Below are 13,893 nucleotides of genomic sequence, written 5' to 3'. Positions count from 1 at the left end.
AAAATCTATGTGAATAAAATTGCTACGCTAAATTTGCAGCGGTTTCTCTGTAACCTTTACAGTTTCTACTCCCCCATAGCCGCAGCAACCGCAGCCGAAAGTCGCTTGTAGGTACCATTTTGCAATCGTTCCCTAATAGACGAAAAAGCATCCAAGGTCTCAGCAATATCTTCCATAGTATGCGTAGCCGTAGGAATCAAGCGCAGCAAAATCAATCCTTTCGGAATTACCGGATAGACCACAATGGAACAGAAAATACCATAGTTTTCACGTAAATCCTTTACCAAGGCCATGGCTTCAGGAATACTACCGTTTAAATATACCGGGGTAACGCAACTGGATGTTGTTCCAAGGTCAAAGCCACGCTCACGAAGTCCATTTTGTAATGCATTTACGTTTTCCCAAAGTTTGGCCTTTAATTCTGGCATAGTGCGCAACATATCCAAACGCTTCAAGGCTCCTTTTACGTAGACCATGGGAAGCGATTTGGCAAACATCTGCGACCGAAGATTGTATTTTAAGTATTCTATGATTTCCTTATCTGCAGCAACAAAAGCGCCAATTCCTGCCATTGATTTGGCAAAAGTGGCCAAGTAGACATCAATCCCATCTTGCACACCTTGCTCCTCACCTGCTCCAGCACCTGTTTTACCAAGGGTTCCAAAACCATGGGCATCATCTACCAACAACCTGAACTTGAATTTTTTCTTCAGCTCAACAATTTCTTTGAGAATGCCTTGCTCACCTCGCATTCCAAAAACACCTTCGGAAATCACCAAAATACCACCACCGGTCTCATTGGCCATTTTTGTGGCCCTCTCCAAGTTTTTCTCAAGGCTTTCTGGGTCATTGTGCTTAAAGGTGAAACGTTTCCCCATGTGAAGTCGAACACCATCAATAATACAGGCGTGGCAGTCAACATCATATACAATAATATCGTCTTTGGACACCAAAGCGTCAATCACAGACATAAAACCTTGATAACCGAAGTTTAACAGATACGAAGCTTCTTTGTGGACAAACTCGGCCAATTCTCGTTCCAGTTGCTCATGATAGTCGGTGTGTCCGCTCATCATTCGAGCTCCCATAGGGTAGGCTGAGCCGTGTTCGTAGGCTGCATCACCATCAACTTTTTTGATTTCAGGTAGATTGGCCAGCCCCAAGTAATCATTGATACTCCATGTAATTACATCCTTTCCTTGAAATTTCATTCTGTTTGAGATGGGACCTTCCAATTTTGGAAATACAAAATAACCTTCAGCTTGTGATGCCCATTTTCCCAACGGACCCTTGTTCTCAATGATCCTATCAAATAAATCTCTCATCTACCTTAAAATTGATTCAAATGCAAAAGTATAGATTTTTGTGAACCTCGCATAACGATTTTTTCACATAAAAAAACGACAATGAAAACCATTGTCGTTTTGCATTTATAACCTGTATGTCTCTTCTACTTGATATACTCAATCTTTTCAGGTACTTCGGCATTCTTAATATCGAAAAAACCTTGGTTATCCATCCATTCATTGCTGTAAACCTTACTCATGTATCTTGAACCATGGTCTGGGAAAATAACGATGACGTTACTATCCTCTGTAAATTCACCTTCGGTGTTCAATTGATACAAGGCTTGCATGGCAGCACCACTGGTATATCCAACAAACATCCCTTCAGAATGGGCTATTTTACGGGCCATGTGGGCACTTTCGCCATCGGTTACCTTTACATAGCGATCAATGGTGTTGAAATCTGTAGCAGCTGGAATCAAGTTCTTGCCCAACCCCTCAATGCGATAGGGATATACCTCATTATGGTCAAACTCCCCTGTTTCGTGATATTTTTTAAGTACTGAGCCATAGGCATCAACCCCCAATACTTTAATTTCTGGGTTTTGTTCCTTTAAATATCGGGCAATCCCTGAGATGGTACCTCCGGTACCGCTGCACGCCACCAAATGAGTAATGTTTCCGTTGGTTTGCTCCCAAATCTCAGGACCGGTGGTCTGGTAATGGGCCTCTATATTGAGTTCATTAAAATATTGGTTGATATAAATGGAATCCTTTGTTTCCTTGTGCAAACGCTTGGCCACCTCGTAATATGATCTGGGGTCATCTGCGCTAACGTGGGCCGGGCATACATATACCTTGGCACCCATGGAACGCAGCATATCTATCTTATCTGGTGATGATTTTGAACTAACGGCCAAAATACACTTGTAACCTTTTACAATACTCACCATAGCTAAACTGAACCCTGTATTTCCAGAAGTAGTCTCAATGATGGTGCTACCCGGTTTTAGAATGCCTCTACGTTCTGCTTCCTCAATGATATAGACTGCAATTCTGTCTTTTGAGGAATGGCCTGGATTAAAGCATTCCAATTTGGCATAAAAATTTCCGGTAAGGGGGGCGGCGATTTTGTTAAGCTTAACTAAGGGGGTGTTTCCAATTAAGTCAAGGATATTGCTGCACGCATTTATCTGTTTTTTCATAACTGGTATTAGGTAAGGAATGAATTTTAGTACGTACAAAAGTTCATTCGGCACAAAAATAGCATTTTATTTTTAATGGGTTTTGCCTTCTAGGTCTAAAATAAACGCATATTCTTTTGCGGTTTCCTTTAAAGCTTCAAATCTTCCTGACGCCCCACCATGCCCAGCATCCATATTGGTGTCTAAAAATAGGAGATGGTCATCGGTCTTAAACTCCCTTAATTTAGCTACCCACTTTGCTGGTTCCCAGTATTGCACCTGTGAATCGTGTAGCCCCGTGGATACATATAAATTAGGATATGCCTTGGCCTCAACATTGTCGTAGGGGGAATAGGATTTGATGTAATCGTAATACTCCTTGTCATTCGGATTTCCCCATTCGTCATATTCTCCAGTGGTCAGTGGTATGGAATCATCCAACATGGTTGTGACCACATCTACAAATGGCACTTCTGCAATAATGCCATTATACAGCTCAGGAGCCATATTGACTATTGCCCCCATTAAAAGTCCGCCAGCAGAACCGCCACTGGCGTACAAATGCTCTGGACTGGTATAGTTCTGTTCAATCAAAAATTTAGAACAATCTATAAAATCAGTGAACGTATTTTTTTTATTGAAGAGTTTTCCATCTTCATACCAAGGTCTCCCCAAATATTCCCCTCCTCGCACATGCGCGATGGCGTAGATAAAGCCCCTATCCAACAAACTTAATCGAACCGAAGAAAAATAAGGGTCAATAGTACTACCATAAGAGCCATAAGCATATTGAAACAGTGGGCTTGAGCCATCCAACGGTGTGTCTTTTCGATACACTAAAGAAATAGGCACTTTTTTGCCATCACGGGCCGGAGCCCACAAACGCTCGGTTTTATAATTCTCTTTATTGAACTTTCCGCCCAAAACCTCTTGTTCTTTTAACACTTTTTTGGTTCGGGTCTTCATATTAAAATCAATGATGGTATAGGGCGCCCCCATTTCATTATAATAATACCGAAGCTCATCGGTATCAAAATCCAAATTCACTGATGCTCCAGCAACATAGGTTTCACTGTTAAAAGGCAAATAATAGCTTTCTGTGCCATCCCAGCGGGATATCTTCATTTGATTAAGTCCGTTCTCCCGCTCAGAAACCACGTAGTAGTCCCTAAAAATCTCCACATCTTCCAATAAAACATCTTGCCTGTGGGGAATGAATTCTTCCCAATGTTCTGATTCGGTGTTTCTCTCATCAGCTCGCATCAACTTAAAATTGGTGGCCTTATCTCTATTGGTCAAAATATAGAAGTTACCCTCATAATGCGCAATGGAATATTCTACACCTAAATCACGCGGAGAAAACACTTTAAAACTACCATTAGGGTCGTCCGCATTCAACGTCCTATATTCGGTGGTCATTGTGCTCACAGAACCGATTACAATATATTTCCGGGATTTGGTTTTGTAGACAAAGGTGTTGTAGGTAGAATCCTTTTCATGGAACACTAACTCGTCTTGCTCCGAAGAAGTTCCCAATACATGCTTGAAAATTTTATCAGAACGCAACGTTACGGGGTCTTTTTTGGCATAGAACAAGGTCTTGCCATCATTGGCCCAAACTGAACTTCCTGTGGTATTTTCAATGATATCAGGGTAGATTTCACCTGTTTTCAGATTCTTGATTTGGATATTGTACTGCCGTCTAGAAACCGTATCTGTTCCAAAAGAGGCCAATGTATTGTCCGGACTCACGGAAATCCCCTTCAAGTTGAAGAATTCATGACCTTCGGCCATTTGATTGCAGTCAAACATGATTTCTTCGGCTGCATCTAGACTATCTTTCTTTCGAGAATAAATGGGGTACTCTTTACCCTCTTCATACCGATTGATATACCAATAGCCATCCAATTTATAGGGAACTGAGGAGTCAACTTCTTTTATTCTTGACTTCATTTCCAAAAAAAGGTCGTCTTGGAATTTTTTGGTATGAGCCGTCATCTTTTGGTAGTAGTCGTTTTCGGCATTGAGATAATCAATAACGGCCTCGTCTTCCCTATTGTTCATCCAATAGTAGTTGTCTATCCGTACATCGCCGTGTTTTTCCAATTTAGTCGGAATCTTTTTGGCCACAGGGGGTTGTATTCGCATCAATTCTTCTTTATTGTTTTGGCAAGAGCCTGCAAAAATAAGGCATATTATGGGGATAAAAGGGATTGGATTGCTTCGTTTCATCCAGTTTGATTTCTGCCAATTTAGTATTTTTGAAGTCAACTACACACAAAAAATAGCAGCTATGTTTGGAGATATCATGGGAATGATGGGTAAACTCAAGGAAACCCAGAAAAAAGTACAGGAAACCAAGGAGCGATTAAACACGGTGCTGATTGATGAGCAATCCTCAGATGGATTACTAAAAGTGACTTTGACAGCAAACCGTGAAATTAAATCAATCAGTATTGATGATTCCCTTTTGAAGGATAAGGAACAAATGGAAGATTATCTGGTTTTGACTTTGAACAAAGCGATTGAAAAGGCTACCAGTGTAAATGAAGCCGAACTGGCCGCTGTTGCCAAGGAAGGCATGCCCAATATTCCGGGTATGGATGCTTTCATGAAATAAAAACACCAATAATAAAGTCCCCTCAAGGGGACACTTTGAATTTGTCAGGTCGAGCGCAGTCGAGACTTTTTATAAATAGGAACTTTTAATAACTTCTCGACTGCGCTCGAAGTGACAGTTTTAGTGAATCACCCAATTGTTTTAAGGATTTTAAGGAAATGCTGGTGCATTTCGTCTGTGTAATCCAAATGGGTAACGATACGCAGTTTTCCCTGCCCCATGCCAATAATGGAAATGTGGTTTTCGGTAAGTTTGGCTAAAAAATCCGCCGATGTTATTTTGGATTCATCCAACTCAAAAATGATAATGTTGGTTTCAATGGGTTCTACTTTTTTAATGAAATCCAGAGTGGAAAGTAACTCCCCAATTTCAGCCGCTTTTTTATGATCTTCGGCCAATCGCTCCACATGATGGTCTATGGCATAAATTCCGGCTGCTGCCAAAAACCCGGATTGTCGCATTCCACCGCCTAAAACCTTCCTAACTCGCAATGCTTTGTCAATCAAATCCTTACTCCCCACTAAAACGGAGCCTACAGGACATCCCATGCCCTTGCTCAAACAAACACTAATAGTATCAAACAGGTTTCCGTACGCCTTAGGGTCTTCTCCTTTGGCCACCAGTGCGTTCCAGAGTCTTGCACCATCCAAATGGTATTTCAGACCATGGTCATCGCAAACATTTCTTATTTTTTTGAGTTCCTCAAAATCCCAACAGGCCCCACCGCCTTTATTGGTGGTGTTTTCTATACAGACCAAAGAGGTCAAGGGACTGTGGTAAAAATCAGGAGGATTGATGGCTTCTTCCACTTGTTTTGCCGTCATCATACCGCGATGACCGTCCACAAGCTTGCAGGAAACCCCACTATTGAAGCTTACGCCTCCACCTTCATAATTATACACATGGGCGAATTTATCACAAATCAATTGGTCACCAGGTTGGGTATGAAGTTTAATCGCCGTTTGATTGGTCATGGTGCCACTCGGAAAAAACAATGCAGCCTCCATTCCAAAGTAATCGGCCACTTTGTCTTCCAATGCGTTCACTGTGGGGTCGTTTTTGAAGACATCGTCCCCCACCTTGGCAGTCATCATGGCCTCCAACATTCCCGCTGTGGGCTTGGTGACCGTATCACTGATTAAATTGATTGTCATAAAAGTTCAATTTCCGTTTACAACCAGAATTCTACCCTCAATATTCATTAAAATATCTCCCTTCATGTTAATTCTAGTGTGAGTTAGTGTTGTGCTTGAGCTTGTACTTGAATTTGAACTTGCTCTTGAGCTTGCACTTGTCCTTATCTAATCCATGCAGTCCATTCCTATGGGAGAGCCATCAGGAATTTTGGGGACAGGTATCACATTAAAGCTGGTCGGTTTTTCCATAAACATATCGATACGCTTTACCATTTCCACTGCGATAGCTGTTTTTCCATTGCCCAACAATGCTGCTTTAAGTTCTTTTAAAGTGGCATTGGCGATGGCATTAACCTGGGGGTGGACTTCTTTATGGGCTGCCAAATTCATGATATGGTACAACACTCTAAAATTGATGGTCTGCTGCACCTCCTCCAAATACGTGTCTTTTTTGGATTCTTCAATGGTGCTATTGATCAATTTATTCAAAACCTCTTCTAATCCCAGTTGGCCTTTATCCAGGCTTTTTTGTTGAATCAATCGCGAAGCACGTTCTGGGTGAAGCAACAATCCCAACGTCATATCTGCAGCGGTTTCAGCAGCGGACAAAGCATCAAAACTTACGCCCGTTCTTCCCATCAATGATTCACGGGTTCGCGGATATCCGATGGCCCTAGGCGGAAATAGGTCCAATTTTTCCTTCGGAATGGCCACAACCTCGGCATCCAATGTTTTAAGAATGGATTCCAGGGCTTTCTCCTGTACTGCTTGATTCACCGGCTCCACCACCCGTTGCCCATCTCCTTTAACCGCATAGTTGTAGTCAAGCCCCCCCACAACCTTTGAAACGGCTTCAGTCTGGTACCTATGGAAAAAATATAATGGTGCAAATACATCTTCCAAAACAGAATTGGGCTCCCCAGTGCGAATGTTATCCATAGAGAAGTTATTCATAGCCGTTTTTCGGATCTGTAGGACACTTTCCAATTCTTGACTGGCGTTTTTTCCATTATCCCACAAATGGCCTAAGGCATGGGCACCTCCTGTTGGTCTTGCATCTTGATCGGAGATGTACCGCAAACCATCATCTTGGGCTTTCTTTAAAATAGCATTCAGTCCTTCTTTTTCAGAGGTTCCGCTTGGAAAATCTGCATACGAATACGCCACAGTAACTTTATCCCATTCACCAATACCTGTATCATAGGCGTTTGAAAAATCGATGGTATTTCCTTTTAGTTCAAATTGTGGATGTGGATAGTCCATCACCGAAGCCCTGTTGTTTGTACTTGCGGCAAAATTGTGTGCAAAACCAAGGGTATGCCCAATTTCGTGTGCAGAGAGTTGGCGAATTCGGGCTAAGGCCATTTCCAGAATAGGTTGGTAATTATCATCCCGCTCAGCAAAGGGTTTGTTCATCAAAGCTTGGGCAATTAAAAAATCCTGACGAATACGTAAACTTCCCAAACTCACATGTCCTTTCATGATTTCTCCTGTTCTTGGGTCGGTAATACTGCTACCATAGCTCCAACCTCTTGTAGAACGGTGCACCCACTGAATTACGTTATAGCGGACATCCAAAGGGTCGGCATCATCCGGTAATATTTTCAGTTGAAAGGCATCTTTGTATCCAATGGCCTCAAAGGCTTGGTTCCACCATTTCCCACCTTCCAATAGGGCGGAACGAACCGGTTCAGGGGTTCCATTATCCAAATAGTAGATGATGGGCTCCACAGCTTCACTCACTTCAGCACCGGGATTCTTTTTTTCCAATCGATGGCGGGTAATGAAACGCTTTAATATAGGTTCTTGTACTGGAGTGGCATAATCATAATAAGTTATGGGATAGGAACCACATCTAGGGTCGAAGACTCTTTTCTTGTATTTATCATCAGGTAGTTCAATTAGGGAATGATGCTGAGCTACGGTCACCAAACTAGGGTTTGGTGTCACAGATTGAATCCAATCTCCTTCAGGATTACCTTTAAACGTCAAAGTAACATCAAACTCCACATTTTTAGGAAATGCTTTGGTACGCTCAAAGGCCAACGCACTTTTGGAAGCATCCAGACTATAGGACCCCTGCTTGGAATCTTTCAATCTATTGGCTACACCATGGGCATCCCGCATTAGAAAATCCGTGAAATCTATCAAATAGCTTCCTTTGGATTCTTCTTCAATCTTGAATCCGTGTAAAATGGATTTGGCAAAAGCTTGCTCCACCGACTTTCGTTCTAGCGCATTGTCCGTAATGGCGCGATAGGTCAGATTGGGTTGCACCAAAAGCAATTTGTTCCCTGCTTTTTTGAAGTAAACAACCTGTTCATTGCCCAGCTGTCCCCTATCCAAGCCAATATCGTTGCTTCCAATGCCACTGCTGAGGGAATAGACATACAAAAATTCCTTGTCCAGTTCATCGACTTCCAAATATATCTTGTCCGATGAATCATCGTAATAGAAATTAAAGTAACCGTTGAATTTTTGAAAATCCTTGGCCTTGTCAAACGTTTGTCCGGATGCGGCTGCACAAAAAAAGCCAAATACTACAATGAGGGAAATTGTGTTCTTCATAGTTGCGTGGAAATTGGATTTAAAAATATGTAATTCATTTTAAAAAAAACCGTGAATCCTCCTTTTCCGTCCTAAAATATAAATTGATAAAAATAGCCGTCAATTTTTGCTTGATTCATTTTTATTTTGATGGATTTTTAACTGCTATTTATTTCATTAGGCGGTAAAAACATTTTTTACTTAAAAAATAATATGGGGTGCCAGCATCAGGACAGTGGATTCTTCGGGGATTCACAAATGCATGCTTGGGCAGAGGCTTTTGTGCCCAATGTAGGTTGGATAGGGTTTGACCCGACCAATAACCTTTTGATCAATCACAATCATATAAAAGTGTGCCATGGTAAGGATTATACTGACTGCGCTCCCCTTAAAGGTGTGGTCTATACCCTTGGAAAGAATGAAACCAAATACTCCGTATCGGTAAAAGCGGCCCAGCAACAACAGCAATAGATTATTTATAGAATGTGGTGAAAGAAACTTACTTTTGCCCAAAATTGAATACATGGTAACAACAGATCAGCAAAAAGATCTTATTGAGCGCCTTGGTGCGTTAAGGAGGTATCTTTGACATCGATGCCAAACTCATTGAAATAGAAAACGAGGAAGAGAAAACTCTCGAACCCAATTTTTGGGACAATCCACAGGAAGCCCAAAAACAAATGCAATCCCTTAAATCCAAGAAAAAGTGGGTGGAGGAGTATGAATCTGCCAAAACTTTGGTGAGCGATCTTGAGGTGTTATCCGAATTCCAACAAGCTGGGGAAGTTTCCGAAGATGAAGTGACCCAGCAATACACAAAAGCCCTGGACCTCATTGAAAATTTGGAGTTCAAGAACATGCTCTCTGATGAAGGGGACGAGCTTACTGCGGTGTTACAGATAACGGCGGGTGCCGGAGGTACGGAAAGCTGTGACTGGGCTTCCATGCTCATGCGGATGTATTTGATGTGGGCCGAAAAGAACGATTACAAAGTAAAAGAACTCAATTACCAAGAGGGTGATGTGGCCGGCATAAAGACAGTAACTTTGGAAATTGAGGGCGAATTTGCCTTTGGATGGCTCAAAGGTGAGAACGGGGTACACCGATTGGTGCGCATCTCCCCTTTTGATAGCAATGCCAAACGGCATACCTCATTTGCCTCTGTGTATGTGTACCCATTGGTGGACGATACCATTGAAATTGAAGTGAATCCGTCCGATATAGAGATTACTACGGCACGTTCCAGTGGAGCTGGTGGTCAGAATGTAAATAAAGTGGAAACTAAGGTACAACTCGTACACAAACCCACTGGTATCCAAATTTCATGTTCTGATTCCCGTTCCCAACATGATAACCGAGCAACGGCCATGAAAATGCTAAAGTCTCAATTATATGAGATTGAACTTCGGAAAAAGCAAGAGGCCCGAGCTGAAATAGAATCGACTAAAATGAAAATTGAGTGGGGCTCTCAAATCCGTAATTATGTGATGCATCCCTATAAATTGGTGAAAGATGTACGAACCGGAGAGGAAACCGGAAATGTAGACGCTGTAATGGATGGTGAATTGGATGCATTTTTAAAAGCCTATCTGATGATGATGGGGCAAAAAGAAGAATGACATCAGACATCAGACATCAGACATCAGACATCAGAAAATAATTAAAAATGATTAAAATTTATCACAATCCTAGATGTAGAAAATCCAGGGAAGGACTGGAAGTATTGGAACAATCTGGGCAAGATTTTGAAATCGTAAAATATTTAGAAGAAATTCCATCTAAAGATGAACTAAAGACCTTAATAGGGTATTTGGGCATGGCTCCAGAGGAGTTGGTTCGCAAGAATGAAGCTGTTTGGAAGGAGAAGTACAAAGGAAGAACACTTACAGATGATGAGGTGATATCAGCTATGGTGGAAAACCCTAAATTAATTGAGCGCCCCATTGTTGTAAAGGATAAAAAAGCCGTGATTGGCAGACCTTCAGAAAAAATCAATACCTTGCTATAGTATTACGAACGTATTCATTAGGCCATGAAAAGTTTACAGACCCTCGTTTTCTTAACCTTTTTGACCACAATGCTATCCATTGGTGACCTAGCGGCGCAATATGGTTATGGTTCTCCCTACGGAAATCGATACGGGAGACGTCAAAGCACCATACCCAGGGCCCAAGAAACCCCACAAGAAGTGGAACCCCCTACGGCTGAAGAAGTGGTGGATCAGCAAATGCCTTCCATTTCCGAAGCACTTGGCCTCAATCCTTTTGAGGAGGCAGTGGTCCGTACCACATTGTTACAGTCTGTTCAACAACGAATTGAATTGCAAATTCTGCAACTGGAGCCCCTTAAAATGAAAGAGGAATATGAGAAGGTTTTGAAAAAGCAAAATGATGAATTAAAGGCCGGTCTTCCCGAGGATAAGTACAACGCCTTTATTGAGCTTCAAGAAAACAGTTTTAAACCCAAAAAGAAGAAGAAAAAGAAAAACAAAAAAGATTAACAATTCATTAAGGTCATTCACGGGATCAAGTGTGTTGTTGACGGGTATTAATTTCAGTTCTTCTTTATTTCCTATCAACTTTGCTGGTATAAAACCAAACTATGCAAAGAAACATTGTACTGCTGTTATTTCTTACGCTTTTTTCAGTAGGAGGCCAAGCGCAACAGAGTCCGAACTCCATTACCATTTCTGGAACTGTAATTGACCAAGATTCCGGTCAACCCTTGGAATACGCAACTTTTGTTCTTCAAGAAGCGGGAAATCCAGACAAAGTAACTGGAGGAATCACAGATTTGGACGGAAATTTTGAAATTGAAACCGCTCCCGGTCAATACAATATCCGCGTAGAATACATTTCGTACAAAACCTATTCCCTTAACAATCAGAGTTATACATCATCCACAAATCTAGGTAATATTATCTTGGCTCCCGATGTGGCCCAACTACAAGAGGTTGAGGTTGTTGGGGAAAAAACTACCGTTGAGGTACGTCTGGACAAAAAAATATACAACATTGGAAAAGACATCACCACAAGTGGTGGTAACGTCAGTGATGCCCTAAACAACATTCCTTCTGTTTCTGTTGATGTGGAAGGTGGTATAAGCTTACGAGGGAATGAGAACGTCCGCATTTTAATAAACGGAAAACCCTCTGCACTAGCTGGATTTGGTTCCACCGATATTCTACAACAGTTACCGGCCGATGCAATCGAGAAAGTAGAGGTCATTACCAGCCCATCTGCACGATATGATGCCGAAGGAACTGCCGGGATCCTTAATATTGTTTTGAAAAAAGAAAAAACATTGGGTATCAACGGCTCTGTGAATGCAACAGTTGGATACCCGTTCAATGCCAGGGCTACTACCAACTTCAACCTGCGTACCGATAAATTCAATATTTTTAATACCCTTGGTTATTTCCACAGGGAATCTCCCGGGAATGGATATAGCGACAACACCTATTCCCAAGGCGAATTTGACCGAATTATCGAGGATCGCGATATCAGCAGAAATGACGATGGCTTTAACCTTAACATTGGAATGGAATATTTCCTTACGGAAAAATCATCCATAACCGGAAGCTTCTTCTACCGTATTTCTGATGAAAATGATTTAACCGAAAACGACAACCAGCGTTTTACAAATGCTACCTTGGCTAGTCGTACCTTTAGAACCGAAGATCAAGGGGAAGATGACAGTAGCTATCAGTATTCGTTCAACTATACGAATAACATCAATGATGATGGTCATAAATTGACAGCAGATTTCCAATACTCTTACGATGACGAGTCGATTTTAACGGTAATACAAGAAAACAATACCGTTCCCAATACAGATTTGCTGGCCTTAGAAAATATCTACGAAGATCAGACCCAAGATGATATACTGGCTCAAGTGGACTACGTTTTGCCCATTGGCGACGCCCAATTTGAAGCAGGATATCGTGGGACTTTTGAAAAAGAGGTCAATGATTACCAGTTGGATCAATTTAACTTGGACACAGAAGAGTTTGAAACCAACACAGACCTGACCAACATCTTTACGTATCATGAAAATGTAAATGCGGTCTATACCCAATACGGTAATAAATTTGGAAAATTTTCCTTTTTGGCGGGATTGCGACTGGAAAACACAGAGATGAGAGGTGGTGTTGATTCGGATATAGACAGCGAAGCCTTGCAAGAGATTCTTGGCGAGGATGTGGATTTGAATTTTGACAAGAACTATCTTGGACTTTTCCCCACCATTAACCTGATCTACGAGTTTGGGGAAAACCAAAACCTTTCCCTTGGCTACAATCGAAGAATCAACAGACCCAGAGGATGGTTTATCAATCCATTTCCCTCCAGATCTAGTAGAACCAATGTATTCCAAGGAAACCCGGATTTGGATCCTGCTTTTGCCAATGCTTTTGATTTAGGGTACTTGAAGCGCTGGAGCAAGTTAACATTTACATCATCCATATACTATCAACGGGAAACCAATTCATTTGAGCGTATTCAGGAGGAAACGGGAGAGGTTACTTCTGATGGTATCCGAATCATTCGTTCCATCCCAATTAACCTTTCCACCAATGAACGTATTGGAGCCGAAGCAGGTATGCTGTACAACCCTACGAAATGGATGCGTTTGAATGGTAGTTTCAATTTCTTTCGATTTACTTCCGATGGAACCTTTAATGGTGTAAACTTTGGTGCGGAAAATACAAGTTGGTTTGCACGGTTCAGTTCAAAATTTACCTTGCCCGCCAAGATAGATTTTCAGGCCAACTCGTTTTACATGGGTCCCCGCCAAAATGCCCAAACAGATACCAAAGGAATGTTCTCTTTGAACTTGGCCATGAGCAAGGACTTATTCAAGGATAACGCTACTATATCCTTGAACGTAAGTGATGTATTCAACTCAAGAAGGCGCCAATCGTTTACAGAAACCCAATTCTTTACTTCAGACAGTGAGTTCCAGTGGAGGGTGAGACAGGTTAACCTGTCATTAATCTATCGATTCAATCAGCCCAAAGAACGCAGACAGCGAGGTGACCGAAATGGTGGTGACGATGATATTGAAGGTGAAGGTCAGTTCCAAGGATAACGATAGCAGCAGAAAAGAACCCGACGAAAACA

The 13,893-nt window shown here is 41.7% G+C and carries 11 protein-coding genes; 6 read left to right on the top strand and 5 right to left on the bottom strand.

Features of this window, described 5'->3' with window-relative positions; translation table 11 throughout:
* Positions 1–65 precede the first annotated feature (65 nt).
* The 3 genes from AB1A65_RS10825 to AB1A65_RS10815 form a co-directional block, all read right to left on the bottom strand.
* A complete protein-coding gene (locus tag AB1A65_RS10825) occupies positions 66–1,325 on the bottom strand; it encodes an aminotransferase class I/II-fold pyridoxal phosphate-dependent enzyme (protein WP_366588842.1) in 1,260 nt (419 codons plus the stop codon).
* A 125-nt stretch (positions 1,326–1,450) separates the two neighbouring features.
* Positions 1,451–2,491 carry a cysteine synthase family protein gene (locus AB1A65_RS10820; RefSeq protein WP_366588840.1) on the bottom strand — a complete coding sequence of 347 codons (1,041 nt, stop codon included), beginning with the start codon at positions 2,489–2,491 and terminating at the stop codon, positions 1,451–1,453.
* Positions 2,492–2,563: 72 nt separating this feature from the next.
* Positions 2,564–4,702, bottom strand: coding sequence for a S9 family peptidase (locus AB1A65_RS10815; protein WP_366588838.1), 2,139 nt, complete (start codon positions 4,700–4,702; stop codon positions 2,564–2,566).
* 61 nt (positions 4,703–4,763) lie between these two features.
* Here AB1A65_RS10815 and AB1A65_RS10810 point away from each other — a divergent pair, with 61 nt between their 5' ends.
* Entirely contained in the window at positions 4,764–5,090 is a 327-nt protein-coding gene (locus AB1A65_RS10810; RefSeq protein ID WP_366588836.1) for a YbaB/EbfC family nucleoid-associated protein, read from the top strand.
* A 128-nt stretch (positions 5,091–5,218) separates the two neighbouring features.
* On the opposite strand, the gene AB1A65_RS10805 is transcribed toward AB1A65_RS10810, so the two are convergent.
* Positions 5,219–6,244 carry a GntG family PLP-dependent aldolase gene (locus AB1A65_RS10805; protein WP_366588833.1) on the bottom strand — a complete coding sequence of 342 codons (1,026 nt, stop codon included), beginning with the start codon at positions 6,242–6,244 and terminating at the stop codon, positions 5,219–5,221.
* A gap of 147 nt (positions 6,245–6,391) precedes the next feature.
* Entirely contained in the window at positions 6,392–8,794 is a 2,403-nt protein-coding gene (locus tag AB1A65_RS10800) for a zinc-dependent metalloprotease (protein ID WP_366588831.1), read from the bottom strand.
* A gap of 192 nt (positions 8,795–8,986) precedes the next feature.
* On the opposite strand from AB1A65_RS10800, the gene AB1A65_RS10795 reads away from it, so the two are divergent.
* The 5 genes from AB1A65_RS10795 (at position 8,987) to AB1A65_RS10775 (ending at position 13,861) form a co-directional block, all read left to right on the top strand.
* Positions 8,987–9,244 (top strand): transglutaminase family protein, encoded by a 258-nt coding sequence (locus tag AB1A65_RS10795; protein ID WP_366588829.1) that lies wholly within the window; start codon positions 8,987–8,989, stop codon positions 9,242–9,244.
* A 52-nt stretch (positions 9,245–9,296) separates the two neighbouring features.
* Positions 9,297–10,392, top strand: a protein-coding gene (gene prfB / locus AB1A65_RS10790) for a peptide chain release factor 2 (protein WP_366588827.1) whose coding sequence is annotated in 2 segments (ribosomal slippage) — positions 9,297–9,359 and positions 9,361–10,392 — 1,095 coding nt in all. Because the reading frame shifts where the segments join, the coding sequence is not laid out codon by codon here.
* 47 nt (positions 10,393–10,439) lie between these two features.
* Positions 10,440–10,781, top strand: a complete 342-nt coding sequence (arsC, locus tag AB1A65_RS10785; protein ID WP_366588824.1) for an arsenate reductase (glutaredoxin) — start codon at positions 10,440–10,442, stop codon at positions 10,779–10,781.
* Positions 10,782–10,805: 24 nt separating this feature from the next.
* Positions 10,806–11,273, top strand: coding sequence for a hypothetical protein (locus tag AB1A65_RS10780; RefSeq protein WP_366588822.1), 468 nt, complete (start codon positions 10,806–10,808; stop codon positions 11,271–11,273).
* A 101-nt stretch (positions 11,274–11,374) separates the two neighbouring features.
* Positions 11,375–13,861 carry a TonB-dependent receptor gene (locus AB1A65_RS10775; RefSeq protein ID WP_366588820.1) on the top strand — a complete coding sequence of 829 codons (2,487 nt, stop codon included), beginning with the start codon at positions 11,375–11,377 and terminating at the stop codon, positions 13,859–13,861.
* The last annotated feature ends 32 nt before the right edge of the window (positions 13,862–13,893 follow it).

Origin of the sequence: Allomuricauda sp. ANG21 (genome assembly GCF_040705235.1) — a bacterium.
Taxonomy (GTDB): Bacteria; Bacteroidota; Bacteroidia; order Flavobacteriales; family Flavobacteriaceae; genus Flagellimonas; species Flagellimonas marina.
The sequence above is the reverse complement of the archived record's forward strand: the minus strand, read 5'-3'. Positions and strand labels throughout refer to the sequence as shown.

Bases quoted from the DNA above. Each gene is read 5' to 3' on its own strand.
- AB1A65_RS10825 (WP_366588842.1), bottom strand. From the start codon at position 1,325: ATGAGAGATTTATTTGATAGGATCATTGAGAACAAGGGTCCGTTGGGA.
- AB1A65_RS10820 (WP_366588840.1), bottom strand. From the start codon at position 2,491: ATGAAAAAACAGATAAATGCGTGCAGCAATATCCTTGACTTAATTGGA.
- AB1A65_RS10815 (WP_366588838.1), bottom strand. From the start codon at position 4,702: ATGAAACGAAGCAATCCAATCCCTTTTATCCCCATAATATGCCTTATT.
- AB1A65_RS10810 (WP_366588836.1), top strand. From the start codon at position 4,764: ATGTTTGGAGATATCATGGGAATGATGGGTAAACTCAAGGAAACCCAG.
- AB1A65_RS10805 (WP_366588833.1), bottom strand. From the start codon at position 6,244: ATGACAATCAATTTAATCAGTGATACGGTCACCAAGCCCACAGCGGGA.
- AB1A65_RS10800 (WP_366588831.1), bottom strand. From the start codon at position 8,794: ATGAAGAACACAATTTCCCTCATTGTAGTATTTGGCTTTTTTTGTGCA.
- AB1A65_RS10795 (WP_366588829.1), top strand. From the start codon at position 8,987: ATGGGGTGCCAGCATCAGGACAGTGGATTCTTCGGGGATTCACAAATG.
- arsC (WP_366588824.1), top strand. From the start codon at position 10,440: ATGATTAAAATTTATCACAATCCTAGATGTAGAAAATCCAGGGAAGGA.
- AB1A65_RS10780 (WP_366588822.1), top strand. From the start codon at position 10,806: ATGAAAAGTTTACAGACCCTCGTTTTCTTAACCTTTTTGACCACAATG.
- AB1A65_RS10775 (WP_366588820.1), top strand. From the start codon at position 11,375: ATGCAAAGAAACATTGTACTGCTGTTATTTCTTACGCTTTTTTCAGTA.